The sequence below is a fragment of the Geodermatophilus siccatus genome, assembly GCF_900103785.1.
Classification (GTDB): domain Bacteria; phylum Actinomycetota; class Actinomycetes; order Mycobacteriales; family Geodermatophilaceae; genus Geodermatophilus; species Geodermatophilus siccatus.
In genome coordinates, this window is sequence record NZ_FNHE01000003.1 from 540,219 (window position 1) to 566,453 (window position 26,235).

Annotated in this window: 22 protein-coding genes; 15 read left to right on the forward strand and 7 right to left on the reverse strand. The window is 73.0% G+C overall.

The features are described from left to right. Nucleotides 1–10 precede the first annotated feature (10 nt). The 3 genes from BLS21_RS08470 to BLS21_RS08480 all read left to right on the forward strand — a co-directional run bounded on the left by BLS21_RS08470 (nt 11) and on the right by BLS21_RS08480 (nt 3,733). Nucleotides 11–1,213 carry a sensor histidine kinase gene (locus BLS21_RS08470; RefSeq protein WP_175479494.1) on the forward strand — a complete coding sequence of 401 codons (1,203 nt, stop codon included), beginning with the start codon at nt 11–13 and terminating at the stop codon, nt 1,211–1,213. Next, entirely contained in the window at nt 1,210–1,929 is a 720-nt protein-coding gene (locus tag BLS21_RS08475) for a response regulator transcription factor (protein ID WP_091216342.1), read from the forward strand. The genes BLS21_RS08470 and BLS21_RS08475 overlap by 4 nt, the downstream gene beginning before the upstream one ends. A gap of 799 nt (nt 1,930–2,728) precedes the next feature. Continuing rightward, complete coding sequence (locus tag BLS21_RS08480; RefSeq protein WP_091216345.1) at nt 2,729–3,733, forward strand: alpha/beta hydrolase; 1,005 nt, start codon at nt 2,729–2,731, stop codon at nt 3,731–3,733. Nucleotides 3,734–4,082: 349 nt separating this feature from the next. On the opposite strand, the gene BLS21_RS08485 is transcribed toward BLS21_RS08480, so the two are convergent. Then, nucleotides 4,083–5,015: a LysR family transcriptional regulator gene (locus tag BLS21_RS08485; protein ID WP_091216348.1), complete on the reverse strand. Its 933-nt coding sequence runs from the start codon at nt 5,013–5,015 to the stop codon at nt 4,083–4,085. Between the two features lie 288 nt (nt 5,016–5,303). On the opposite strand from BLS21_RS08485, the gene BLS21_RS08490 reads away from it, so the two are divergent. The 10 genes from BLS21_RS08490 (at nt 5,304) to BLS21_RS08535 (ending at nt 14,782) form a co-directional block, all read left to right on the forward strand. Beyond that, the gene (locus tag BLS21_RS08490) at nt 5,304–6,686 is read left to right on the forward strand and encodes an MFS transporter (protein WP_091216350.1); all 1,383 of its coding nucleotides are present in this window, start codon (nt 5,304–5,306) and stop codon (nt 6,684–6,686) included. 45 nt (nt 6,687–6,731) lie between these two features. Next, complete coding sequence (locus BLS21_RS08495; RefSeq protein ID WP_091216353.1) at nt 6,732–7,190, forward strand: universal stress protein; 459 nt, start codon at nt 6,732–6,734, stop codon at nt 7,188–7,190. Nucleotides 7,191–7,282: 92 nt separating this feature from the next. Next, on the forward strand, nt 7,283–7,987 hold the full coding sequence (locus BLS21_RS08500; protein ID WP_091216356.1) for a 4-carboxy-4-hydroxy-2-oxoadipate aldolase/oxaloacetate decarboxylase: 705 nt from the start codon (nt 7,283–7,285) through the stop codon (nt 7,985–7,987). After that, complete coding sequence (locus BLS21_RS08505) at nt 7,984–9,063, forward strand: 4-oxalomesaconate tautomerase (protein WP_091216358.1); 1,080 nt, start codon at nt 7,984–7,986, stop codon at nt 9,061–9,063. The genes BLS21_RS08500 and BLS21_RS08505 overlap by 4 nt, the downstream gene beginning before the upstream one ends. Before the next feature lie 40 nt (nt 9,064–9,103). After that, entirely contained in the window at nt 9,104–10,108 is a 1,005-nt protein-coding gene (locus tag BLS21_RS08510; RefSeq protein ID WP_091216361.1) for a VOC family protein, read from the forward strand. Continuing rightward, on the forward strand, nt 10,105–10,884 hold the full coding sequence (locus BLS21_RS08515; RefSeq protein ID WP_091216364.1) for an NAD(P)-dependent oxidoreductase: 780 nt from the start codon (nt 10,105–10,107) through the stop codon (nt 10,882–10,884). The genes BLS21_RS08510 and BLS21_RS08515 overlap by 4 nt, the downstream gene beginning before the upstream one ends. Then, on the forward strand, nt 10,881–11,900 hold the full coding sequence (locus BLS21_RS08520) for an amidohydrolase family protein (protein WP_091216366.1): 1,020 nt from the start codon (nt 10,881–10,883) through the stop codon (nt 11,898–11,900). Before BLS21_RS08515 ends, BLS21_RS08520 begins: the two co-directional genes overlap by 4 nt. Nucleotides 11,901–12,000: 100 nt before the next feature. Continuing rightward, the gene (locus BLS21_RS08525; RefSeq protein WP_091216370.1) at nt 12,001–12,651 is read left to right on the forward strand and encodes a UbiX family flavin prenyltransferase; all 651 of its coding nucleotides are present in this window, start codon (nt 12,001–12,003) and stop codon (nt 12,649–12,651) included. After that, a complete protein-coding gene (locus tag BLS21_RS08530; RefSeq protein ID WP_281241919.1) occupies nt 12,648–13,292 on the forward strand; it encodes a non-oxidative hydroxyarylic acid decarboxylases subunit B in 645 nt (214 codons plus the stop codon). Before BLS21_RS08525 ends, BLS21_RS08530 begins: the two co-directional genes overlap by 4 nt. Beyond that, nucleotides 13,289–14,782: a UbiD family decarboxylase gene (locus BLS21_RS08535; protein ID WP_091216372.1), complete on the forward strand. Its 1,494-nt coding sequence runs from the start codon at nt 13,289–13,291 to the stop codon at nt 14,780–14,782. Before BLS21_RS08530 ends, BLS21_RS08535 begins: the two co-directional genes overlap by 4 nt. 167 nt (nt 14,783–14,949) lie before the next feature. Here BLS21_RS08535 and BLS21_RS08540 read toward each other — a convergent pair whose 3' ends face one another. The 4 genes from BLS21_RS08540 to BLS21_RS08555 form a co-directional block, all read right to left on the reverse strand. Beyond that, nucleotides 14,950–17,490: an HAD-IC family P-type ATPase gene (locus BLS21_RS08540; RefSeq protein WP_091216374.1), complete on the reverse strand. Its 2,541-nt coding sequence runs from the start codon at nt 17,488–17,490 to the stop codon at nt 14,950–14,952. A gap of 568 nt (nt 17,491–18,058) precedes the next feature. Next, nucleotides 18,059–19,213, reverse strand: a complete 1,155-nt coding sequence (locus tag BLS21_RS08545; protein WP_217636041.1) for a heparan-alpha-glucosaminide N-acetyltransferase domain-containing protein — start codon at nt 19,211–19,213, stop codon at nt 18,059–18,061. 252 nt (nt 19,214–19,465) lie between these two features. Beyond that, nucleotides 19,466–20,641, reverse strand: a complete 1,176-nt coding sequence (locus tag BLS21_RS08550) for a sensor histidine kinase (protein ID WP_091216377.1) — start codon at nt 20,639–20,641, stop codon at nt 19,466–19,468. A 2-nt stretch (nt 20,642–20,643) separates the two neighbouring features. Then, nucleotides 20,644–21,303: a response regulator transcription factor gene (locus BLS21_RS08555; protein WP_091216537.1), complete on the reverse strand. Its 660-nt coding sequence runs from the start codon at nt 21,301–21,303 to the stop codon at nt 20,644–20,646. 948 nt (nt 21,304–22,251) lie between these two features. On the opposite strand from BLS21_RS08555, the gene BLS21_RS25845 reads away from it, so the two are divergent. After that, on the forward strand, nt 22,252–22,518 hold the full coding sequence (locus BLS21_RS25845; RefSeq protein WP_245700178.1) for a hypothetical protein: 267 nt from the start codon (nt 22,252–22,254) through the stop codon (nt 22,516–22,518). A gap of 937 nt (nt 22,519–23,455) precedes the next feature. Here the strand turns inward: BLS21_RS25845 and BLS21_RS08570 are convergent. After that, entirely contained in the window at nt 23,456–24,235 is a 780-nt protein-coding gene (locus tag BLS21_RS08570) for an esterase/lipase family protein (RefSeq protein ID WP_245700180.1), read from the reverse strand. Nucleotides 24,236–24,678: 443 nt separating this feature from the next. Here BLS21_RS08570 and BLS21_RS08575 point away from each other — a divergent pair, with 443 nt between their 5' ends. Continuing rightward, complete coding sequence (locus BLS21_RS08575; protein ID WP_091216384.1) at nt 24,679–25,194, forward strand: hypothetical protein; 516 nt, start codon at nt 24,679–24,681, stop codon at nt 25,192–25,194. A gap of 141 nt (nt 25,195–25,335) precedes the next feature. Here the strand turns inward: BLS21_RS08575 and BLS21_RS08580 are convergent. Then, a protein-coding gene (locus BLS21_RS08580; protein WP_091216539.1) for an IS5 family transposase occupies nt 25,336–26,165 on the reverse strand; the annotation gives its coding sequence in 2 pieces (ribosomal slippage) (nt 25,336–25,806 and nt 25,809–26,165; 828 coding nt in all). Nucleotides 26,166–26,235: the final 70 nt, after the last annotated feature.

Genomic DNA, 26,235 nt, shown 5'->3' on the forward strand with positions numbered 1-26,235 from the left:
CGTGCCGGTCGTGGGTGCAGCTCCGGCAGGACGGCCGCCGTCGCGGGCGTCCCTGCGGTTCGGCGTGACCGTGGCCGCAGCCACGCTGCTGGCCGCGGTGGTCCCGGGCGGGGAGCCACCCGGGCCGAGCGACGGCCGGCACTGGACCGTGCTCGTCGGGGCCCTGGTCGCCGGCGCGGCGCTCGTGCTGCTGCACCGCCGGCCGGTGCCGGCGGTGCTGGTCTGCCTGGCGGTCTGCACCGGTGTTCAGCTTCTCGTCGGCGGGCCCACCGGGCTCGTCGTGCTCGTGCTGCTCGCTCTCCTCCTGGTCGCCCTCCGGCGGCCGCTGCGCGTGGCGCTCACGCTGCTGGTGGTCTGCTGCCTGGTCTACCTGGCCACCGACCTCGCCACGGGCGGCTGGGACAGCCGGGTGCTCGCCCCGCTGGCCCTCATGGCGGCCTGCACCGCCGCCGGTGTCGCCGTGGCCGGGCAGCAGGCCCTGGTGCACGCGGCCACCGAACGGGCTGCCGCCGCCGAGCGGACGCGGCAGGACGAGGCCGACCGGCAGGTCGCCGACGAGCGGCTGCGGATCGCCCGCGAGCTGCACGACGTCGTCGCCCACCACGTCGCGGTGATGGGGGTGCAGGCCGGAGCGGCCGAGCAGCTGCTGGACACCGACCGCGACCAGGTCCGGCTCGCGCTCGCCCAGGTGCGCGCCTCGGGGCGGACGGCGCTGGCCGAACTGGGCGCGGTCGTCGGCCTGCTGCGCACGCGCTCGGCAGCGACGGACGACGACGAGACCCACGACGACGACCTGCGGCCGGCCGCGGCCGGGCTGGCGCGGTTGCCGGAACTGCTGGCTTCGGTCCGGGCCGCCGGCCTGCGGCTGACCGTGATCCCGCAGCCCGAGCTCCCGGCGGCGACCGGCCTGGACGAGGTGGCCGACATCGCCGCCTACCGCATCGTGCAGGAGTCGCTCACCAACGCGCTGCGCCACGGGACGGGGGACGCCGAGCTCACGCTCGAGGCCCACTCGGGCGCGGTCGTGATCACCGTGATCAGTCCGTTGGCGACCGGCGATCGGGCGGTCGCCCGGCAGGGGAGCGGGCACGGGCTGCTGGGCATGCGGGAGCGGGCCGCCCTGGTGGGTGCCGAGCTCCGCGCCGGACCCACCGGGTACGGGTGTTTCGCGGTGCGCGTCCGCATCCCGGCCCGCCGGCCGGCCCGCGCATGACCACGCCCATCCGGGTGCTCCTGGCCGACGACCAGCCGCTGATCCGGTCCGGGGTGGCGGCCATGCTCGGCAGCGCCCCGGACATCGTGGTCGTCGCCCAGGCCGGCGACGGCAGCGAGGCCATCCGGCTGGCCCAGCTGCACCGGCCCGACGTGGTCCTCATGGACCTGCGGATGCCGGTCCTCGACGGCATCGCCGCCACCCGTGCCATCACCGCGCAGCCCGCGCTGGCCGGCGTGCGGATCGTCGTCCTGACCACCTTCGACAGCGACCGCAACGTGCTGCTCGCGTTGCGGGCGGGGGCCAGCGGGTTCGTCGGCAAGGGCGCCGAGCCGGCCGACCTGATCAAGGCCGTCCGGGTCGTCGCCACCGGGGACGCCCTGCTCTCCCCGCGGGCGACTCGGGCCCTCGTCGAGGACTACGTGCTGGGTGGCGCGGAACCCGGGCCCGCCGACGACGACGAGGCCGACGCCCGCGCGGCGTTCAGGCAGCTGACCGAGCGGGAGCTGGAGCTCGTGACCTGGGTCGCGCTCGGGTCGAGCAACGCCGAGATCGCCGCGGCCCTGGTGCTGTCTCCCCTGACGGTCAAGACCCACGTCAACAGAGCGATGGCGAAGGTCGGGGCCCGGGATCGGGCGCAGCTGGTCGTCCTCGCCTACCGCACCGGGCTGGTCCACCCACGGATGCGGCGACCGGGACCGCCTGGCCCAGCATGAGAGCGCGGGGTCGGGCTCGCTCACGACACGGGGCCTGACCGCCGCACGCCCCGTCTGGTCCGCGACGACCCTGCCGCCCGCGTCCGCGCTGGCCACCGAACCGGGCGCAGCATGCCGCTGACCCGACCCGGCGGGGAAGGTGACCGATCAACGGCGCCCGACCGCGCGCAGCGGCGTCAGTCGAGGCGTGTACGCAGGCACCGCTCCAAGCGGGCACCGGCTGTGCGCGGAGACCACCCGGAGGGTGGCGACGACCGCGCCGATAGGCGGCTACCGTCCCGCCGTGGCCTGCTGCGCAAGGAGCACGAGCCGGTGGCGGCCTGAACCGTCCCGGGTTCAGTGGAGGCTCTGGTGCGCCCCGGGTCCGGTGCACCCCTCCCTCACTGGTCAGCCGACTTCTGACGTCGATGGCGGTGGACGTCGCCGGTGACGGCGATCGACGCGTGGCCGAGGATCTCCGACACCACCCTGGGCGAGACGCCGTGGGCACCTGCGTCCCCACGACGGTCCCTGCAGACACACAGCTCCGGTCAAGCCGCGCCTCAGGTCGCCGGACGAGCATGCAGCACGTACGGACCTCGACACCTCCCTCGCGGCGTCGGCCAGTTCGGCTGTCACGCCTCCCTGGCCGGCCCGCGCCGGACCCTTGGCGCACCCGAGGCCGTCGTCCGGTACCCATCGACCACATCGAGGAGCGCATGGACACGATGACCAGACGGACCTTTCTGCGAGCCGCCTCCGCCACACAGGCGGCGACGACTCGACCGCGGTCGGGCCAGGGCCCGGGACGGCGGCAGCGGTGACCTCGACCGGATCGACGGCGCCCGGCTACACGAAGCACAGCGACCTGGCCTATGCCGCCGGGGTGGGTCGCGCGCACCTGTTGGACCTCTACGTCCCGACCGGTGTGCGAGGTCCCTTCCCGGTGGTGATCGTGCAGTTGGGGTCGGCCTTCATGAGCGACGACACCAAGTCCGGCAGGCCTGCGGGCGGACCGCCACCGGGGGTCCTGCCGCCGCTGCCCGGTGGGTCCGCGGACGCGCCCACAGGCCTGGGCGGCATGACCACCGCGCAGGTGCTCGCCCAGCGGTGGGGCCCGCGGGGGTACGCGACCGTCGGGCTCAACGTGCGCAGCAGCAGCCAGGCGAAGTTCCCCGCCCAGGTCCACGACGTCAAAGCGGCGATCCGCTACCTGCGAGCCTCCGCCCCGCAGTTCGACCTGGACGTCGACCGGTTCGCCGCGATGGGGACCAGCAGCGGCGCGTGGACTGCGCTCATGGCCGGCACGACCGCGGGGGTGCCGGAGCTCGAGGGAGACCTGGGCAACGCCGATCAGCGCAGCGACGTCCAGGCGGTCATCGACCTGTTCGGCCCGACCGACTTCCTGCAGATGGACGCGCACCGGCTGCCCGACGGCCAGCTGCACGACCCGGAGACCTCCCCGGAGTCGCAGCTGCTGGGCTTCGCCATCCAGACGAACCCGGCGGCGGTGCAGCGGGCGAACCCCGCCGCCTACGTGAGCAGGGAGAGCCCGCCGGTGTACATCGCGCACGGGCTGGCCGACCCGATCGTGCCGCACCACCAGTCCCAGCTGCTGTTCACCGCGTACGAGGCGGCGCGGGCCACCGCCAGTCTCACCCTGGTGCCCGAGGCCACCCACACCGACAGCTACCTCGACTCGGCTGACGACTCGGCGGGTCGGACGGTGCAGCACACCCGTGGCGGCCGGACCAGCACGGGCTCGGAACCCGCTCCCACGTACGACGCCCTGCTGGCGTTCCTCGACGAGCACCTGAGGCGGTGACCGCCGGGCGGCGCCGACCCGCCGCCGCGGCCCGCAGCGGCGCCGTCCTCACTCGCCGGTGCCGGTGCCGTAGTCAAGCAGCTCGTCACGCTAGGTCGCGTGGTGGTCCATGCCGGACGCGCTGGGGTTGCCGGTGCTGACCCACTCCATCCACGGCCGCGGGCCGGCGATGCGCATGTAGGCGGCCGCATCCCGGTCGATGGAGCCCGACCAGCCGGTCGGGCGGGTGCAGCGCCCGCTGACCGGGAGCTTGCCGGGTGCGCGGTCGCCACCGGGCCTGTTGCTCGACCGGCTCCCCGGCGACCTCCTGGACCGGCGGTCGGCAGGCGGGGCAGGGAGTCGGCCGCCTTCAGCGCCGGGGGTCGCCGGTCGGCCCGGCGCGACCCGGCGACTCACCGCCGGTGCCGAGGACGACGGCGAGGAAGGCACGGGCACTGGGCGTCGAGGGCGCCGGGGCTCGGTGCACGAGCCCGATCGGGTGCCGTGCCGTCGGGTCGTCGAGCCGGAGCACCGCGACCCGGGCGGCGGCCCGCGCCGTGGACGCCGGGACCAGGCCCGCGCCGAGGCCCAGGCCGGCGTAGCGGGCGACGGCGTCGGGCGTACCCAGCTCGAACGCCACGGTGCGTTCCACTGCGGCCCGGTCGAAGGCCGCGTCGGCCTGCAGGCGCAGCCCGGACTCGCGCCGCATCTCGATGAAGGGGCCGGTCGCGGCGAGCTCGTCGAGTGCCACGCCGTCGCGCCCGGCGAGGGGGTGGGTGGGCGCGACGACGGCGACCAGCGGTTCGTCGGCGAGGAGGTGGTGGACGAGGCCGGGCGGGAGCTGCTCGGCGTAGAGGCCGACGAACGCCAGGTCCAGGTCCCCGGTGCGGACCGCTTCGGCCATGTGCCGGCTCCCGGTGTCGTGCACGGCGATCTCCACCGCGGGGTGCCGTTGGTGGAACGCGAGCAGGGCCCGGTCGAAGCGGGGCAACCGCATCGCGGCCGTCCCGATGACCCCCAGCCGCAGTCGCCCGGTGACCACGCCGGAGAAGCCGGCGAGCTCGGCCCGGGCCACCTCGGCACCACGCAGGAGCTCCCGGGCGTGGGGGAGGAGCAGCTCGCCGGCAGGAGCCACCCGCACCGACCGGCTGGTGCGGTGGAACAGCGTCACCCCCAGCTCCCGCTCCAGCCGGGCCACCTGCGCGCTGAGGGCGGACTGGACGACGTGGCACCGGGCGGCGGCCCGGGTGAAGCTGCGTTCCTCGGCCACCGCCACGACGTACTCGAGCTGCCGCAGATCCATCACCGTCTCCGATCGTTCGGGCCACATCATGGCGTTGGACTCTGTGACGGCGGTCTCGGATCCTCGTAGGTGCAAGGACGCCCGCCGGGGCCGGTACACCCCCCGGGGCCCGGGCGTGGCTCACCCCGACCGCATCCGCCGTCGGGCTCGTCGTCGGCCGGCCGCTGCAGGGCCACTGGCGAACGGACTCATGGCGGGGACCCGTGGACGGTCCCCGCCGGCCCCCTTCGTGCACTCCGCGCGGGACCGCACTGCCTGGATCCGGCGCGCCACCCTGAGGAGCTCTGCATGACCACAGCGATCACGAAGACCGCCGAGCAGGACACCCGACGGCGCCGGACGGTGGCCTGGGTCGCCGGCCTCGGCTTCCTCGGTCTGGTCTTCGACGGCTACGACCTCGTCGTCTACGGCACCGTCCTGCCCATCTTCCTGGACGACCCCACGCAGATCGGTCCGGTCACACCGGCCGTGGGCGGGGCCCTGGGCAGCTACGCCCTCGTCGGTGTGCTCGTCGGCGCGCTGCTGGCCGGCACCGTGTCCGACGTCCTCGGCCGGCGCAAGCTCATGCTCCTGGCCTACGGGTGGTTCGCCGTCGGGATGGGCGTCACCGCGTTCAGCCAGTCCACCACCGTGTTCGGGCTGATGCGGTTCCTCACCGGCCTCGGCATCGGCTGCCTGCTGGCCACCACCGCCGCGCTCGTCTCCGAGTACGCCCCGCCGGGCAAGAAGAACCTCTACAACGCGCTCACGTACTCGGGCATCGCGGTGGGGAGCACGCTGTCCGCGCTGCTCGCCATCTTCCTGCTCCCCGCGATCGGCTGGCGGGGCATGTTCTTCATCGGCGCGCTCCCCCTGGTCACGCTGCTCCCGCTGGCGGTCGTCAAGCTGCCGGAGTCGTCGGTGTGGCTGCAGGCCCGCGGCCGCCTCGAGGAGGCCCGTGCCCTCGCCGAGCGGACCGGCGTGCCGCTCTCGGAGGCACCGGCGGTGGCCGCGACGTCCGACCGCCGCGAGCGGGTCGGCTTCGCCGGGCTCTTCAGCGGGGCCAACGCCCTGCCGGCCATCCTGCTCGGGTTCATGAGCGTGACCGGCCTGGTGCTCGTCTACGCACTCAACACGTGGCTGCCCGAGCTGATGGGCCGCGCGGGCTTCACGACCAAGGGTTCGCTGGCGTTCCTGCTCGTGCTCAACGGCGCTGCGGTGGTCGGTCAGCTGATCGGCTCCCGGCTGGCCGACCGCTGGGGTCCCAAGCCCGTCGTCGCCGGCTTCTTCCTGCTGGGTGCGGTCGCCATCGCCCTGCTCACGCTGAGCCTGCCGCTGGGGTTCCTGCTGCTGTTCGTCGCGCTCGCCGGGGTCGGGACCAGCGGCACGCAGACCCTGGTCTACGGCTTCGTGGCCAACTACTTCCGCACGAACGTCCGGGGCGCGGCGGTGGCGTGGTGCGCCGGGTTCGGCCGGCTCGGTGGGATCGGCGGCCCGCTGCTCGGCGGTCTGCTGGTCGGCGCCGGCCTCGCGCTGAACTCGATCTTCCTCATCCTGGCCGGCATCGCCCTGGCCGGCGTCGTCCTGACCCTGCTGGTGCCGACCCGCCGGGCGCACGAGCTGCACCCCACCGTCGTCGAGCCGTCCGCGACGACGCCGGGTGTGGCGCAGGCCGCGCAGCTCGGCCGCTGACCCGGCCCGGTGTCCTGACCGCCCTCGGCCACCTGGAGGCCCACCGTGTACGACCGGATGCTGGTCGCCGTCGACGCGTCCCCCGACTCCCCGGACGACTCGCTCGCGCGTACGACGCAGTTCGCGACGATGGCCGGGGCCTCGGTCCACCTGCTGCACGTCACCCGCGGGCACCTCGGCGCTCGTGACATCACGGCCGGCGCCGGGTTCGGGGTCGACCCGGTCGAGGACGACGTCGACGTCCGGGACCGGCAGGTCGTCCAGGACGCCGTCGATCGGCTGGCCTCGGCCGGCATCGAGGTCCACGGCGAGCTCGTCGGGGCCACGGAGCACGACATCGCCGACGTCATCGTCCAGCGCGCCGAGGAACTGGCCGTCGACCTCATCGTCCTCGGCTACCAGCACCACCGGGGGTCGACCGTCGCCGAACACGTCATCCGGCGGCGGCCGCACTGCTCGATCCTGCTGGCCCGGCCGCCGGAGTCCCACCGGGGACGCCGGTGACCGGTGCCGACTCCCCGTCCACCCACGGGAGACCCCGTGTCCCCCGTCCCCGCATCCGCAGCGAGCGGACCCACCACCACCAAGGAGCACTCATGAGGACCGTCGTCGTCACCGATCCGCCGCGCGCCGACGTCGGCGACGCCGAGACCCTCGGCACCTTCGGCGCCGCCACCGTGCACGAGGCCCTCGGCCGGGTCGGCTACCTCGGCCCGGAGTTCCGGCCGGCCTGGCCGGGGGCGCGCATGGGCGGCACGGCCGTCACGGTCCTGTGCTGGCCCGGCGACAACCTGATGATCCACGTCGCGATCGAGCAGTGCCGACCCGGCGACGTCCTGGTGGTGGCCACCAACTCCCCGTCGACCGACGGGCTGTTCGGGGAGCTGTTCGCCACCGCCCTGGCCCACCGAGGGGTGCGCGGCGTCGTGCTCGGCTGCGGCGTGCGCGACGTGGCCGAGCTGCGCGAGATGGGCTTCCCGGCGTGGTCCCGGGTGGTCAGTGCGCAGGGGTCGGTCAAGGCGACCGCCGGCGCGGTCAACGTGCCGGTCGTCCTCGGCGGGCAGGTCGTCCACCCCGGCGACGTGGTGGTCGGCGACGACGACGGGGTGACGGTCGTGCCGCGGGCCGACGTCCCCCGCGCGCTCACCGCCTCCCGGGCCCGGCTCGACAAGGAGGCGGTCAACCGCGCCGCCTTCCAGCGCGGCGAGCTGGGGCTCGACCGGTACGGGCTGCGCGACCGGCTGCCGGAGTTCGGCATCGAGTACGTGAAGTACGAGGAGTACGTCGAGGGCACGCCGTGAGCTACGACGAGACCGGGGTCCGCTGCACGATGCTGCGCTCCGGCACCTCCCGCGGCCTGTACTTCGAGCCGGGCGACCTGCCCGCGGACGACGCGGCTCGTGCCGACCTCCTGCTGCGCCTGATGGGCACCCCCGACCCGCGGCAGATCGACGGCCTCGGCGGGGCCACCTCGCTCACCAGCAAGGTCGCCGTCGTCGGCCGGTCGGAGCACTCCGACGCCGACGTCGACTACCTGTTCCTCCAGCTCGGCGTGGACGCGCCCACCGTCAGCGACCAGCAGAACTGCGGCAACATCCTGGCCGGCGTCGGGCCGTTCGCGGTCGAGCGGGGCCTGGTGCCGGCCGGGGACGGGGAGACCAGCGTCCGGATCCGCATGGTGAACTCCGGCAGCGTCGCCGTGGCGACGTTCCCGACGCCCGGCGGCCGGGTCGAGTACCGCGGGGACGTCGCGATCGCCGGGGTGCCGGGCACGGCCGCTCCCGTGGTGCTCGCCTTCACCGACACCGAGGGCTCGGCGACGGGGAGCCTCCTGCCCACCGGCCGGGTCCGGGACACCGTCGACGGCGTCGAGGTCACCTGCGTGGACAACGGCATGCCGGTGGTCGTGGCGATGGCCGAGTCCTTAGGGCTGACCGGCTACGAGTCGCACGCGGAGCTGGCTGCCGATCCCGCCCTGCTCGAACGGATCGACGCCCTCCGCACCAAGGCCGGCCAGCTGATGGGCCTCGGGGACGTGAGCCGCTCGTCGGTCCCCAAGACCGCACTGCTCGCCCCGGCCCGGGACGGCGGGCAGGTCTGCACCCGGTCGTTCATCCCGGTGCAGCCGCACACCTCCATCGGCGTCCTGGCCGCGGTCAGCGTGGCGACCGGGATGCTCCTGCCCGGCGCGGTCGGGCACGAGCTCACCGCCGACTGGCCGACCGACCGCTCGACGGTCGACGTCGAGCACCCGACCGGCCACCTCCTCGTCGACGTGGTCGTCGACACCTCGACCACCCCGCCGCGCGTCGTCCGCTCCGGCGTCGTCCGTACCGCCCGAAAGCTGTTCGACGGCACGGCCTACCCCCGTGCCTGACGAAGCCGACCCCTGCCCCCGCCATCCCTCGGAGACCGTCATGCCACCGATGCACGAGATCGCCCACCTCGCCCACGTCGAGCTCCGTACCCCGGTGCTCGACCAGAGCGTCGAGTTCTTCACCCAGTACCTCGGCCTGACCGTGACCGGCTCGGCCGGGGACGCGGTGTACCTGCGCACCTGGGACGACTACGAGAACGTCTCGATCAAGCTGGTCGCCCACCCGACGTCAGGTGTCGGGCGCACGAATCTGCGCGCCACCGGCCCCGACGCGCTGGACCGCCGCGTCAAGGAGATCGAGGCCAGCGGCCACGGCGTCGGGTGGCAGGACGGCGACCCCGGCTACGGGCCGACCTACGTGTTCACCGACCCCGACGGGCACGAGTTCGGCCTGTACTACGAGAGCGAGTGGTACACGCCCCCGGCGGAACTGCGGCCCTCGCTGAAGAACCAGGCCCAGGCCTACCCGGCCCGAGGCGCCAGCGTGCGCCGCCTGGACCACATCAACTTCCTGGGCGCCGAGCCCGTCGTGAACCGGGACTTCATGCGCGACGTCCTCGGCGCCATGGTCTCCGAGCAGATCCAGCTGGACGACGGCACCATCGCGGCCGCTTGGACGACCTTCACGAACAAGAGCTACGACACCGTCTACACCCGGGACTGGACCGGTTCCCGCGGTCGGCTGCACCACATCGCGTTCGCCACCGACACCCGCGAGGACATCCTCCGCGCGGCCGACATCGCCCTCGAGCAGGGCGTGTTCATCGAGACCGGCCCGCACAAGCACGCCATCCAGCAGACCTTCTTCCTCTACGTCTACGAGCCCGGCGGCAACCGCGTCGAGCTGTGCAACGCCGGGTCCCGGCTGGTCCTGGCCCCCGATTGGCGGACGGTCACCTGGACCGAGGCCGAGCGGGCCAAGGGGCAGGCGTGGGGGCTGCAGACCATCGAGTCCTTCCACACCCACGGCACCCCGCCGGTCGCCCTCGACGACGCCGAGCCGGTGACGGTCGAGCAGGATCCCATCGAGGGGAGCGTCTGGTGAGCCTGCGCATCGCCGTCCTGGGACTGGGGGAGGCCGGGTCGGAGATCGCCCGCGACCTGGTCGCCGCCGGGGCCGACGTCCGCGGCTACGACCCGAAGGGGCTGGTCGTCGAGGGCGTCGAGGTCCGCAGCAGCGAGGCCGACGCCGTCCGCGACGCCGACCTGGTGCTCAGCGTCAACAGCTCGCACGACGCCCTGACGGCGCTGCTCAACGCCCTTCCGGCGCTGCGGGCCGGGACCGTGTGGGCCGACCTGAACACCGCCTCGCCGAGGGTGAAGGCGGCGCTGGTGGAGGAGCTGGCCTGGCGGGACGTCCCGGTGGTGGACGTGGCGCTCTTGTCGCCCGTGCCCGGCAGGGGGCTGCGCACCCCGATGCTGGTCTCCGGTGAGGGGGCGGCCCGCTACGCCGAGCTCCTCGCCGGGTTCGGGGTCGAGGTCGCCATCCAGCCCGGACCCGCGGGGGAGGCGATCTCGCGCAAGCTGCTGCGCAGCGTCTTCTACAAGGGCCTGGCCGCCGCGGTGGTCGAGGCCCTCGCGGCGGCCGAGGCCGCCGGCTGTGCGGACTGGCTGCGCGGCAACATCGGCGCCGAGCTGGCCGGCTTCGACGAGCGGGCCGTCGACCGGCTGGTCGACGGCACCCACCGGCACGCCCGGCGCCGCGCCGACGAGATGACCGCCGCCGCCGACCAGCTGGCCGACCTCGGGGTGGCGCCACGGGTCGCCGCCGCTGCCCGCGACCTGCTCGCCGATCTGCGCGACCGGGAGGACCCCTCATGATCATCGACTGCCACGGCCACTACACGACGGCCCCGGTGTCGTACACCTCCTGGCGCGAGGCGCAACGGGCGGCGTTCGACGCCGGCGAGCAGCCGCCGCCCGCCCCGGTGGTCTCCGACGACGAGATCCGGGAGTCGATCGAGGGCAGCCAGCTGCGCCTGATGCGGGAGCGGGGGATCGACCTGACGGTCTTCTCGCCGCGCGCCTCGGCGATGGGCCACCACGTCGGCGACGAGGCGGTCAGCGCCCGCTGGGCCCAGCTCAGCAACGACCTCATCGCCCGGGTCGTGGAGCTGTACCCGGAGTCCTTCATCGGCGTCTGCCAGCTGCCCCAGTCACCCGGCGTGCCGATCGCGCGCTCGGTGGCCGAACTGCGGCGGTGCGTGGAGGAGCTGGGCTTCGTCGGGTGCAACCTCAACCCCGATCCCAGCGGGGGCCACTGGACCTCCCCGCCGCTGACGGACAAGAGCTGGTACCCGTTCTACGAGGCGATGGTCGAGCTGGACGTGCCGGCGATGGTCCACGTGTCGGCGGTGACGAACGGGAACTTCCACGCCACCGGGTCGCACTACCTCAACGCGGACACCACGGCGTTCATGCAGTTCCTGCAGGCCGACCTGTTCACCGACTTCCCCGACCTGCGGTTCGTCATCCCGCACGGCGGCGGAGCGGTGCCTTACCACTGGGGCCGCTTCCGGGGCCTGGCCGACATGCTCGGCCGGCCGCCGGTCGAGGAGTCGGTCATGCGCAATGTCTTCTTCGACACCTGCGTCTACCACCAGCCCGGCATCGACCTCCTCTTCGAGGTCGTCGACGTCGACAACGTCCTGTTCGGCTCCGAGATGGTGGGGGCCGTCCGGGGGATCGACCCGCGCACCGGCCACCACTTCGACGACACCCGTCGCTACGTCGAGGCGCTCGGGCTGGCGCCGGGCGACCGGGAGAAGGTCTTCGAGCGCAACGCCCGCCGGGTGTACCCCCGGCTGGACGCCGCCCTGGCTGCCCGCGGGCGCTGAGGTCGCGGTTGTCCGCATTCGTAGGCACCTGGAGGACGGCGTTCCCCGGGGCGCCGCGGTAGCCCGCTCGTCACCGCCCGCACACGAATCTGGAGGACCCATGCCCGAACCACGCCGCGTGATCCTGGCCGTCACCGGAGCCGGTGGTACCCGTCTGGCCGGGAGCCTGCTCTCCGCCCTCGTCGCCGACGAGCGCGTCAGCCACGTCGACCTGCTCGTCTCGGCGAACGGGCGCAGGCTCATGGCGCACGAGCACGGAGCGAGCGAGCGCGACGACCCGGTCGGGCTGCTGCTCGGCCAGCGGTCGGAGAAGGTGTCGGTCTGGGACCCGGAGACCGACGTCGCCGCCCCACCGTCCTCGGGCAGCTACCGCTCCTGGGGCATGCTCGTCCTGCCGTGCGCGATGGGCGCCGCCGGCCGCATCGCCCACGGCCTGGCCAACACGTTGATCGAGCGGGCCGCGGACGTCTGCCTCAAGGAACGCCGTCCCCTGGTGTTGTGCACCCGGGAGACGCCGCTGAACCTCATCCACCTGCGCAACCTCGTGCAGCTCACGGAGGCGGGGGCCGTCGTCTACCCGATGATCCCGACCTACTACAACGTGCCGCAGGACCTGCAGCAGATGGACGAGGAGTTCGTGTCCCGGCTGCTCGGCTTCATCGGCCTCGACCGGACCGAGTACTACGAGTGGAAGGACCCGGGCGGCACCGCTGCCTCGCGCGACCGGGTCCAGCGGTCCGGGGGGATGTGAGCGCCGTGCGCCTGGTCGTCGCCATGACCGGGGCCACGGGTGCCCCGATCGGCGTCCGCCTGCTCGAGGTGCTGCGGGAGCGCGAGGACGTCGAGACCCACCTCGTGATGAGCCGCTGGGCGCGGTCCACGATCGAGCTGGAGACGCCCTACAGCACCCGAGAGGTCGCCAAGCTCGCCGACGTCGTACACGGCCCCGGCGACCAGGCGGCCACCATCTCCTCCGGGTCCTTCCTCACCGACGGCATGGTCGTCGTCCCGTGCAGCATGAAGACGCTCGCCGGCATCCGCACCGGCTACGCCGACGGGTTGATCGGGCGGGCGGCAGACGTCTGCCTCAAGGAGCGACGCAGGCTGGTGCTCGTGCCACGGGAGACCCCGCTCAGCGAGGTCCACCTGGACAACATGCTGGCGCTCAGCCGCATGGGCGCGGTCATCATGCCGCCCGTTCCCGCCTTCTACACGCAGCCCGCCTCCCTCGACGACGTGGTCGGGCACATCGTGGGCCGCGTCCTCGACCAGTTCGGGCTCGCCGGTCCGGACGCCCCTCGCTGGGCCGGCCTGGCCGCCGCCCGGCGCAGCGGATCGCGTCCGGCTGGAGGCCCGTCCGCCGACGACACCCATGAGGGAGCAGACACGTGACCGGATCCACCACCCCCGCACCGAAGGCGGCCGTCCGCGACCTGCGCGAGGCGATCGAGCTGCTCAAGGCACACGACGGGCAGTTCGTGTCCACGGCCGTGGAGGTCGACCCCGAGGCGGAGCTCGCCGGTGTCTACAAGAAGGTCGGTGCCGGCGGCACCGTGCAGCGTCCTACCCGTGTCGGCCCCGCGATGCTGTTCGAGAACGTCAAGGGCTACGACATCCCCGTCATCGTCGGCGTCCTGGCCTCCCGCAAGCGCATCGCGCTGTTCATGGACGCCGACGAGGAGTTCCTCGGCCGCCACATGCTCGATGCGATGCAGCACGCCACCGACCCGGTGCTGGTCGACAGCGCCCCCTGCCAGGAGGTCGTCCAACTCGCCGACGAACCCGACTTCGACCTGCGCACGCTGCTGCCGGCACCGACGAACACGCCGGAGGACGCGGGCCCGTACTTCTGCATGGCGGTCCTGCGCGGCACCGACCCGGAGACCGGCCAGCACGACGTGACGATCCACCGGCTGTGCGTGCAGGGTCGTGACGAGATCTCGGTCTTCATGCAGACCGGCCGGCACATCGGCTTCATGTACGAGAAGTACGACGCGATGGACGAGCCGATGCCGATCACCATCTCCATGGGCATCTCTCCAGTGGAGTACATGGCGATCTCCTTCGAGCCGCCCTCGACGCCGTACGGCTTCGACGAGCTCGAGTTCGCCGGCGGACTCAAGGGATCGCCCGTCGAGCTGATCAAGGCGAAGACCGTCGACGAGGCCGCCCTGGCGTCGGCCGAGATCGTCATCGAGGGCGAGATCCAGCCGAAGCGCCGCGTCGCCGAGGACCAGCACACGAACACCGGGTTCGCGATGCCGGAGTTCCCCGGCTACGACGGCGTGGCCAACCCCTCGCTGCCGATCATCAAGGTCAAGGCGGTCACCACCCGCACCAACCCGATCCTGCAGACCCTGGTCGGCCCGGGTGAGGAGCACGTGAGCCTGGCCGGAATCCCCACGGAGGGGTCACTCACCCAGGCCCTCGACGACGCCCTGCCCGGGCTGGTGACGAACGTCTACTCCCACTCCGCGGGCGGCGGAAAGTACGTCGGGATCCTGCAGATCCACAAGCGCGACCACAACGACCAGGGCCGCGAGCGGCAGGCCGCCCTCGTCGCCTTCGGCGCGTTCCCGGAGATGAAGCACGTCATCCTGGTCGACGACGACGTGGACATCTTCGACACCGACGACGTGCTGTGGGCCATGACGACCCGGTTCCAGGCCGAGCGCTCGGTCATCCCGATCCCCGGTGTGCGGTGCCACCCGCTCGACCCGTCCGCCGATCCGGAGTTCCTCTGGACGAACCCCGACCACGGCATCTCGACGAAGGTGATCTTCGACTGCACCGTGCCGTGGAGCCTGCGCGACCGGTTCATCCGCGCACCGTTCCAGGACGTCGACGTCACACGCTTCCTGCCCGACTGGGCCGGGGACTGACAGGCCTCGCCTCCGGAGGGCAGAGCCGTCACTGAGCCCCGCCAGGAGCTCGGGCCGGCAGCTCACCGGGGGCCATGACGGGAGCGTGTCGTGCGCCCCTCACGCTTGCCGGCGGGGGCGCTGATGAGAACCGGGTGCGGCACAGCACGAGGGACTCCCGACCACGATCAGCGTCGCGATGTGTCGGGTTCGGCGAGGAGAGCGAGCCCGAGGGCGCGGTCGAGCAGCCGGAACCGGTAGGCGGCGGTCAGCACGACGAACCACAGGACGAGCGCGGGGAGCACCGTCGCGAACACCGGTTCCGCGGCGTCGGTGAGCCCGAAGTAGCCGGTGAACCAGGGCATCACCAGCCCCGCGGTGAAGGTCGCGACGAGCACGGCGACCAGTACGGCCGGTCGCCGGTCGCCGTCCGGCCGGGTCCAGGAGGCGAAGAGCCTGGACGGCGGCTTGAGAAAGAGGAGCAGGAGGAAGGCTGCGTAGGACACGAACGTCGACAGGGCGGTCTGCGCACCGATGGTCGCGACCGCCTCGGAGAATCCGGCATCGTCGGCCGACACCCCGGTCCAGTCCTCGAAGCGGGCCACGAAGTCGGCCGGGACCTCGCCGCTGGGCGGGCCGGCGAGCAGGGACGTGTAGTGGTAGGCGTAGACTGCGACGCCGGCGGCGGCGGTGACCAGCGCGGCGGGGATGACGAACCGCCCGAGGTTCGCCAGCAGGTGCCGATCAGGTGGTTCCGGCCGCGCCCACATCGTCAGGAACAGGGTGGGGAGGCCGACCGTCAGCAGGGTCAGGCCCACCTGCGCGGGCGAGTACGGGAACCCCAGGCCGAGCATGGTCACCGCGAGGATGACCAGGCCCTGGGTGGCCACCCGAGCGAGGAACACCTGCATGGAGGTCGCGATGCCGCTGATGATGCGGCGGCCCTCCTGCCGGGCGGGCACCAGCGCGGCCAGGGAGTCCTCGGTCAGCACGATGTCGGCGACGTCGCGGGTGACGGCGCTGCCGCTGCGCATGGCGACACCGACCTGCGCGGCCTTGAGCGCGCGGGCGTCGTTGACGCCGTCGCCGAGCATGGCGACGTAGCGGCCCTGCCGGCGCAGCGCGCCGACCAGGCGCTCCTTCTGTTCCGGAGCGATGCGACCGAACACGGTGGTGCGGGCGACCACCGTGTCCAGTTCAGGGTCGGACAGCCCGTCGAGGTCGGCGCCATGGACCGGCTCCGCCCCATCCAGCCCGGCCTGCCGGGCCAGGGCGGCCACGGTGCGCGGGTCGTCGCCGGAGACCACCTTGACGGCGACCCCGTCGGCGAGGAAGCGGCCGATGGTCTCGCGCACCTGCGGCCGCAGCTCGTCGGCGAGGGCGACCACGGCCAGCGGCTCGAGCGCGGGCAGCCGTGGCCGTCCGGTGCCGTCGCGCAGCGGGGCCAGCGGGTCGGCCGCGCGTGCGGCGACGAGGACCCGCAGCCCCTGCGCGACTCGTTCGCCCACCACGCCGGTGAGGGGTGCACCGGACAGGTGCGGAGCCAGGACGTCGGGGGCCCCGAGGACGACGACGCCGTCGTCGGTGCGCACCGCGCTCCACCGCAGCGACGAGGAGAACGGGATCTCCTCCCGCACCGGGCACGGGTCGCCGGGCAGGGCAGCGGCCAGCGCGCTGGTGGTGAGGTTGGCCGCGGCCGTGCTGCGGGCCATCGAGCCGACCAGCCGCTCGACGTCAGCGGCCGCCCGCCCTCCGAGCGGCACGACCTCGGCCAGGCTCAGCCGGCCGGTGGTGAGCGTGCCGGTCTTGTCGGTGCAGACGACGTCGACGTTGCTCATCGACTCCACCGCGTTCACCTGTTGCACCAGGGCACCGCGACCGCCGCTCTTCGCCGCGCCGACGGTGTAGGCGACGGCGATGAGGAAGAAAAGGCCGTAGGGCACCAGCCCGGAGAGCACCGCGGTGGTCTGTACGACCCGGACCAACGTGAACCCCTCCAGCGCCGCCTGGGCCAGGATGGCGCCGCTCATCAGCACGACCAGGCAGATGACGAGGCGGACGACGAAGGCGATGCGGCGCTGCAGCGGCGTGGTGTCGGTCGACGCCCGGCGGGCATCGGCGGTGAGGCGGCTGGCGTAGCTGGCCGCGCCGACGTCACGGGCCAGCTGATGCCCCTCCCCGCCGACGCAGAAGCTGCCCGACAACAGGTCGTCCCCCGACTTCTTGACCTGGGCGTCGGATTCGCCGGTGAGCAGCGACTCGTCGGCCTCGATGCGACCACCGTCGAGCACCGGACCGTCGACGATGACCTGGTCCCCGGGGCGCACGTGCAGCACGTCGCCGCGGACGACCTCCTCCGGAGGCACCTGGACGTCCCGTGTGTCGCGGACGACGGTCACGGTGCTACGACTCAGGAGCTGGAGCCGGTCGAGCTTGCGCTTGGCCCGGATCTCCTGCACCGCGCTGATCGCCGCGTTGACCAGGCCCAGGCCCACGCTGACGACCGCGTCGTTGACCCGTCCCAGTGCGAGCAGCGCGACGCCGATCCCGAAGAGCACCAGGTTGAAGGAGGAGAAGACGTTGGTGCGCAGGATCTGCGCATAGCTGCGCGAGGACCTGCTCACCGCGGTGTTGCCCTCGCCGCGCCGCCGTCGGGCGTCGGCCTCCTGCTGGGACAGCCCCTGCAGCGCGCCGCGAACCGCAGTCGCACCGGTCGCGTGCACGTCCATCCCGCTCGCTCCCTCAGCCTCGTCCCCCGGATCCCGGCACAGCGGACGGCGATGTCACCCGGGCCGTCATCCCGTCCGGTGGGTTGCGGGCTCGTTTCCGCCTCTCGGCAGTCTCTCCGGCCGCCACCGCGTCTGCTCACTGGCGGCATGTCCTACCCCGCCACGGACAGGTCCGACCTCGGCGCCGATCCCGGCGGGAGCAGCCCCGTGTCCGTGCCCGACGTCACGGGGGTCCCCGCGAGCCGCTACCCGACCTGTACGGAGCGGTTCCGTCGGTTGATCCTCACCACTAGCAGCTCTGCCACCACGGCACCGGCGGCGTCGAGGAGCGCATCGAGCGCGGACCGAGCGGCCATCAGAGCAGCGACCGGAACCCGGCCGCGCATGCTGTGGTGAGACCGTAGTGGACGCGCTGGCGACGGTCGGGCCGAAGGTCGACGCGCGGCAGCTGTTCGAGCAGGACCGGGCCACCCTGCTGGGCCAGGTGCAGGGCTTGGACCCGGGCGACCGGGAGCGACCGACGGCTGCGGCGCCCTGGCTGGTCCGGGACGTCGGGTCGACGAGAAGCTCACCGCCGCGTCGCCGCGACCGGCCCACCGTCGCGCCCGTCGACCGCTCGTCGGGCACGCCGAGCCGCGTCGGCCGCCAGGCGCTCGAGCGGACCCCGGCCCACCGTCCTCCGCCAGGCGACGGCGAACGCGAGGGCCGCGACCACCTGGAGCAGGTAGCCCGGGGTGGCCGCGAACACGTCCAGCGGCGAGTTGATGAACAGGACGTGTGCCGTGTACAGGGTCAGGGTCATGCCCCCGGCCGCGGCGATCGGGGACAGCCACCTCCCCGCCCGGGGCGCGACCAGCAGCAGGGCTCCGAGCAGCGCAGTGCCCGCACCGATGGTGTGGAGCAGGTCCAGTGGCGTCGAGGTGTGCGGCGCGGCGGTCGCCAGCCACCACCAGGTGTCCGTCGGCGTGATGCCGTCGCCGCCGAAGACGAGCAGGTTGCTGACCGCGGTCTCGCTGGAGCCGCTCGCGGCAGCCGTCGCGTAGAGCCGCGACTCCCCGCCCAGGGGCCCGAGCAGCACCGTCGACACCGCCCAGGCGCCGACCGCGACGGCGGCACCGGTGGCGAGCAGGCGGACGGCGACCCGGCGCTCGGACAGCCGCAGCCGGCCGATCGCGATCCCGATGCAGAGGTAGGCCATCCAGGGCAGCGCGGGGTAGAGCCCCGTGACGGTCAGCTCCAGCAGCGAGCCGAGGGGGTCGGTGACGAGCTGCCCCAGCGTGACGTTGTCACCGGACGCGGCCGGCAGCGCGGGCCGGACGAGGTGGCTGAGCACCGGGACGACGACCGCGATCGCCGTCCCGACGGCGAGCAGGACCCGCGTGGACAGCAACACCATGGGGATCGCCAGGAGGAACAGCACCGCGTAGTACACGAGGATGACGGTGGCCAGGCTCGCATCGGTCCAACCGAGGAACAGGCCGACCGCGGCGATGACCCCGGCGCGGGCGGCCAGGGACGCCGCGGTCGGCTTCCACTCACCGGCCTCGACCTGCCGCCGGCCGGTCATGAACGCGATGCCGATCCCGGCGAGCAGGGCGAAGGTGGCCGCCGACCGACCGGCCGCGAGCGCGTAGTGCCAGGTGACGTCACCGTTCTCGTCGTAGGCCCACAGCGAGTGCACCGCCATCATCCCCAGCAGGGCCAGGCCCCGGGTGACGTCCACGCCGACCAGCCGGCCGGGTGCCGCCAGGCGGTGCGGCTCCGGGGATCGACGCCGGTCCGTCCGCTCCCGGCCGGTTCGCGGTGGGCGGTGCAGTCCTGGAGCGCGAGATGGTGCGTCCGGCTGGTGCGGGCAGCTCATGGTCACCACGATGCGTGAGCCCGGCTGCGCAGCACATCCCATCGACCGGCTGCTGTGCACCCGCCGATCGGCGGGTCCTCCCACCGGCCGGCCGGCGTCGAGCTCTCGACTCCGTCAGTTCCCCGGGCGCTCCAATGACGCCTCCGGGAGACGACGGGAGGTGCTCACCGGCGCGGGTTGCGCCTCCCCGGGGAGGACGGCCTCGACGACGAAGCCACCGTCCGCGATGGAGCTGGCGCGGAAGACTCCACCGAGCTGTTCGGCGCGCTCGCGCAGGCCCACGAGGCCGTGGCCACCTCCACCGGGCATCGCGGGCGAGGGGGCGGCCTGCGGTGGCGGATCGTTGCGGACCGTGACCCGCAGGGCCGGCCCGGCCGGGGACAGGGTGACCGTGACCGGGGCGCCGGGCGCGTGCTTGCCGACGTTGGTCAGCGCCTCCTGCACGGTCCGGTAGGCCGCCCGCTGGACGGCGTCGGGCCAGCTGCGGTCGGCGACCCCGTCGACGCGCAGGGCAGCGTCCTGGCCGCTGTCCCGGACCAGCCGCGGGATGTCGCCGATGCCGGGTTGCGGGGCCAGCTCCTGCGCCGGCTCACCGGACGAGCGCAGGACGCCGACCATCTGCCGCAGCTCGGTGAGGGTCTGCACGCTGAGGCGGCGGATGGTGTCGGCGGCCGCACGGACGTCGTCGTCGGCAGTGGTGGTGCTCAGCGCTCCCGCTTGCACGGCGATGAGGCTGACCTGGTGGGAGACCACGTCGTGCATCTCGCGTGCCAGCCGCGTGCGCTCCTCGGTCAGCACGGTCTGGGCCACCAGCTGCTGCTCCCGTTCCCGGCCTGCGGTCAGCTCGTCGAACCGGTTGGACAGCTCCTGACGGGTCCGGACCAGCAGGCCCAGGGCCACCGGGGCGCCGGCGAAGACCGCGGCGTAGATCAGCCCGAGCGGGTCACCGAACAGGTCACCGACGTCCACCCGGTCCAGGGGCCACGGGAGGAAGTAGCCCAGCCCGGCCACCACCGCGCAGGCCGCGATCGGCAGCCGGGACCGGGCGACCGCGGCCACGGTGTAGAGGGCGGCCAGCGGGGCGATCAGGACGTAGCCGCTGAACAGCGCGGGCACCGTCAGGGCGAAGACCGCGAGGGGGTGCCGACGCCGGACGGCCAGCGCCAGGGCGGCGACCAGGGACAGGGTCAGTGTGCTGCGGACGGCGTAGGCGTTGCTCAGCCAGGCGTCCAGCAGCGCCAGGGCCACCAGCCCGGCGTCCACGAGCGCCGCACGGAGCCGCCGGTCCACGGTCAGCGCCCCTCGTCCTCGACCGGCACGATCCCGGCCTCCTGGGCCACCACGGCCGCCTGGACCCGGTTGGCCACGCCCAGCTCGGCGAGGACCGCGCTGACGTAGTCCTTCACCGTGGCGGTGCTCAGGTACAGGCGCCGACCGATCTCCGCGTTGGACAGTCCCAGGCCCATGAGCCCCAGCACCTCCCGCTCGCGGGGACTCATCGCCCCGATCCGGGTCACGCTCGCCGGCGGTGCAGCCCGGTCGCGGTAGCCGTCGATCACCGTGCGGGCGACCGAGGGGGAGAGCACTCCTCCGCCGCCGGCGAGCGCCCGGACGGCGGCGATCAGGTGCGCGGGCTCGGTGTCCTTGAGCAGGAACCCCGCCGCCCCGGCGCCGAGCGCCTCGGCCACGAAATCGTCGGAGTGGAACGTGGTCAGCATCGCGACGACCGGAGGATCGGGCAGACGGACCACCTCACGGAGGACGGTGAGGCCGTCGACCTCGGGCATCCGGATGTCCAGCAGCACGACGTCCGGCCGGTGGCGACGGATCTCGGCCACGGCCTCGGCCCCGTCGCAGGTGGCGACGACGTCGACGTCCGCCGCCGAGCCCAGGATCATCCGGAGACCGGACCGGACCAGGGCCTCGTCGTCCACCACCATGACGCGGTGCATGCGGCTGCCTCCCAGCGCCGTCGGGAACTCCATCTTCCACAGAGCGGCGGAGACCTGACCCCGCCCGTCCTGCCGTGATCACCCCGTAGAGCCACCGCGACTGGACCGCTCTGTCTGAGCCGGCGCGAGAGTCTCGCCTCTGTCGGCGCCAGCGCCCCGCCGTCAGCCACGCACTGGTCGTGGTGGGCGGCGTGGTCAGCAGGCGGTGAGGTCCACGCCGTGATCCTCGTCGGCGCGCGGACAACCACACGTCGCACTTGAGTCCTTCGTCTGCTCGTCCGGTAGGGCCCTTCTCGTCCGGCAGGAGGCCGGACAGGCCGGAGAGGCGCTGACGAGAAGCGGGACCTGGCAGGTGACCGAGGCCCCGACTCAGCTGGGCTCCGCGACCCGTATCACCCGGAAGGAACACCTGAAGATGTACCGAGGCGGTGTCCGGATCGGCATCCCCGGTGGCCGTGTGACCGGAAACCGGACCGTCGCCTGGTGGCACGAGCACTGGCTCACCACCATCGCGCCGCACCGCGTCGCCAGCGGACGCTGGAGAGCCACCAGTCCGCGGTCCGGCGCCACCTCGTGCCTGGCCTCGGCCGCCACCGGCTCGACGGGCTCCGGCCCGAGCGCCTGGATCAGCTGTCCACGGCGCTGCTTGACGCTGGCTACGCCCCCGCGTCGGTGCTCCGCCACCACAGGATCCTGTTCGCCGGGTGCAGACCGTTCCCCGGGGAGCAGCCTCACGTCCCCGCAGGTCCTCGCGCTGTGGCGGGACATCGATATGGACGCGTCCACCGATCCGGTCACCTTGGCGGGCCCCGAGCCCGCGCCCAGGTAGCTGGACTGCGTATCTCGCCCTCCGTGACCGCATCTGAGGGCGCGAGGTGCGCCCGGCCGATGCTCCGCCGGTGCACGGGGCCTGCGGCTGCGCCACTGGCCTGGGTCACCCTTGCTGGTGTGCCGACCCTCACCGTGACCCCTCGTCCCGCCGTTCCCAACGAGGCGGACGCCCTCAGCCGCCTGGCCCTGCGCAGCAAGGGCCACTGGGGCTACGACGAGGAGTTCTTGGCTGCTTGTCGTGTGGAGCTGACGCTGCAGCCTGAGCAGTGCGACGGCGTCCACACCGTGGTCGCCAAGCGCGGGACGCCCTGCTGGGGTTCTACCGGCTGGCCGGCGAGGCACCGGTCGCCGAACTGGCCGACCTGTTCGTCGACCCAATGGTGATCGCCGCGGAGTCGGCGCGACGCTACTGGCGGACGCCGTCGACCGCGCTCGGGAGCTGGGCGTGTCCCGCCTCGTGGTCGACGCCGACCCCCATGCCGCCGGCTTCTACGTGTGCATGGGCGCGCGACGGGTCGGGTCGGGTCGGTCGCCAGCAGCTCCATCTTCGGTAGAGAGCTGCCTCGCTTCGAACTCGTCATAGACCCCGGGGGGGCTGAGCTCCGACATCGTGGGCAGCGCCGCGAGACGGACCCAGTCATCACCCGCGGGGAGTGACGGGCCAGGGTCAGTCACCTTTTATTCATCCAATACTCTTGAGGACAGCCCATGTAAGCCATGCACGACCAATGCCGCGCTTGCCGCTCCACCTGCAAGTTCGATGCGAGTCAACAGTGGCCAACCATCCCGAGATCAAATCGCAGGTCACCTGTGTTTCCGACCCTAAGGACCCCGCTTCGCGCGATTCGCGGTTCATCCGCCGTAGTCGGACGTCGGTAAGGCAGGGCGGGTCCAGAGGGCACCAGCCGACGAGGTCTGGGCCGCGGACGAGTCGGTGAGCCTCCGCGGTGTGGTCGCTTTCGGCCCACCCGCGGGACCACATCGCCGCAGTGCCGTGTCAGAGTAGCGAACGTCTTTGGTGAACTAACTGGAGACGTACTGGAGAAGTACTGGAGGATGTACCCGCCCTGTCAGTCCGGAAATGCGTCAGGTGTCCGCCCGGGTCCAGCGCTGGGCTCGCTGAGCACAGTGGACGACGCTCTCGAGCGCGGGGGATCACTACAGCAATGGGTACAGCCACGCGGTCCGAACGAGCTCGCACCGGGACGGACGACGACGGCAAACCGCACGAATGTGACTGGGGATTATGTCGGCGTCGGGTCGACCGGCTTAGATGACCGAGCGGCCCACCTGGCGACGACCAAGGGTGGGCCTGCCTGTGTCATCGACGGCGGGGGAAGAGCAGGCTGAGTCCGGGTGGGGGGCGGAATGGTGTCCAGGCGCCCTCGGCCATTCCCAGTCGGTCGGCCAGCAGCCACAGCACCGCCGGGTTGTAGGCCAGGCCGAGGTGGCTGCCGCGGACTTCCACGTTCTCCCGCCGGGAGCGGACCTCGTACCGGCACGACGACCAGTGCACGATGCCGTCGGCCCGCGTGTAGACCGATGTGGCGGGCACGCGCAGGGGGCCGCGCTCGGCCCAGGGCCGCGGCACCGCTGCCGCTCCGCGCAGCAGGCGGGTGCCGCCGTCGACGGTGCCCGAGGCGGTGCGGACCCAGGGCGCCGATCGCAGCACCGGCGTGCCGAGGGTGACCAGTCCGCGGACGCTGCCCGGTGCGGCTCTGGCCAGTTCTTGTGCGTAGCGCCCGCCGAGGCTCCAGCCGACCAGGCTGACCCGTCGTCCCGTGGTCCGGTGCAACCGCTGGAGTCGTGCGCGCAGCGTGTGGACCACCCGGCCGGTCGGGCCCCGGTTGAGGCCCAGGCTCCAGCCGGACACGTTGTGGCCCAGGGCCCGCAGCGCGGTCCGCAGCACCAGGGTGGCGGGGTCGCCGGTCATCAGCCCCGGCAGGACCAGCACCGGGTGGCCGTCACCGCGGCGGGCGGTCGCGAGCAGCGGCCAGGCAGCCGTCAGGGCGGCGGCGTCCAGGCCCGCCCGCGGCGGCTCGGTGAGCAGCGCGGCTTGTGAGGGGTGGCGCTTGACGGCAGGCACCCGGACAGCATCCATGGCGCGGAACGTGCCGCCCCGGCAGGCCGTCCACCGCAGACCCTTCTGGGCATGACCGGGATCTTCGAGAGGCAAGCTGTTCATCCGGGCCCATCGCCCTCCTGGTCGGCGAGGAGTCCCGTTGTCGTCCCACGGCGACGAGGCGCAGCGCGTTGGTCAGACGGCCTCAGCGTGGTGCCACGGTGGTGGCCAAACGACGGCGTTCCCGGTGGTCCGCAGCGGTTCCCTGACGACCGCCTTGGCGCCTGACCTGGACGAACGGATGGTCGCGGACGTCCGCGGACCCCTACCAGCCGCCCTGGCAGTGCGGGGATGGGGGACTTGAGCCCCCCAGCTTCCGGTGTCCGAGGGGCGGCATCGTCGACATCGAGCGCGAGGTGGCGCCCCTGGGGGGCCGGATCGCAGCGTGGTAGCTCGGGCCAGCGCCGACGACGTCAGCTGACGTGTCGGCTCAGGATTCGCTCTGGACATCGACGTCGCTCACCCAGGGCAACGAGCTCCGGCCGCGATCTCGGCCTCCGGCGTCGGACACCGTGGATTCCTCGCAGGCCCTGACATCGCTCCGGCGTCACATCACCGCCCGGACCGACGCCCGCGTGGTGGTCGGCGGTCAGCTGAGCGGTCACCAGGGTGCGATGCCGGGCGTCCTTGAGGAAGCGCTGCTGCCCCTGCAGGACGGTCGACCGCTCTACGTCGCAGCAGGCTTCGGCGGAGCCGCCGCCGCCATCGCCCGGGTCCTCGGCCGCGACGTGCCCGACTGGGCACCGCCAGACTTCCCGTCAGGAGCCGACGCAGCCTCGGTCGCCCTGCAACAGCTCACGGACGTCGCCGCAAACACGGTGGCCACGGAGGATGGCCTGGAGGACGCCGAGCGCCGCCAACTGGCCGTAACCCGCCGGCCCGGAGACATCGCCGCGCTCGTAGCCCTCGGGCTCTCCCGCCTCCAACGCCGGCTGTAACCCGTAGCGCCTGCTTGAAGGGGTAGGTCATCTGCCCCGTTGCAGGGTCTGGCGGCCCGTGATCGACGCCTGCAGCTGCACGACGTCGAGGTCATTCACGGCCGGGCCGTGCCTTTATCCGTGCCTTAAGAAGACATTGCATTAGTCAGTCGGTAGCCGGCGGGCGCAGATGAGGGTGACCGCGAGCCGGACCAGCGCGTTGATCGTCGTGGCGGTGCGGTCGTAGCGCAGAGCCAGGCGTTTGTAGGCCAGCAGCCAGCCCAGCGTCCGTTCGACGACCCAGCGGTGGCGGCCCAAACGCACGCTGGAGTCTCGGCCGATCCGGGCGATGCGGGCGGTGATCCCGCGGCGGCGCAGGTAACGACGGACCCGTGGATTGTCATAGCCCTTGTCGCCGTGCAGCTTCAGCGGCCGTCGCCGCGGGTGGCCCCGGCCGCCGCGCTTGATCGCCGGCATGGTGTCGAGGATCGGCTCGACGAGCATGCTGTCGTGCCGGTTCGCGCCGGAGACGAGCACGTTGAGCGGCAGCCCGTGCGCGTCGACGAGCAAGTGGTACTTGCTGCCGGCCTTGCCCCGGTCGGTCGGGTTCGGGCCGGTCAGCTCACCCCCCTTTTGGCGCGGACGCTGACCGAGTCGAGGTTGGCTCGCGACCAGTCCAACCGGCCCTCGGAGCCGAGCTGGTCGAGGACGGCGGTGTGCAGGCGGTCGAAGACGCCTGCGTCGGCCCACTCGTGCAGCCGGCGCCAGCAGGTCCAGCCCGAGCCGTAGCCGAGCTCGGTGGGCAGCTTGGTCCAGCCGATGCCGGTGGAGAGCACGAAGGCGATGCCCTCGAGCACGTCCCGATCTGAGGTCCGGGGCCGGCCGGTGCGTCCGTGGATGGCAGGGCGACGCGGTGGGACCAGCGGCTCAACCAGCGCCCACAGCTCGTCGCTGATCAGCCGCGGCGGCGGGGAAGACGCCGACGACGACATGCCGCGCACGCTGCGCCGATCCCTTGCGGACGGCCAGGGGCCGACGACCTACTTCCGCAACGTCTTCTAA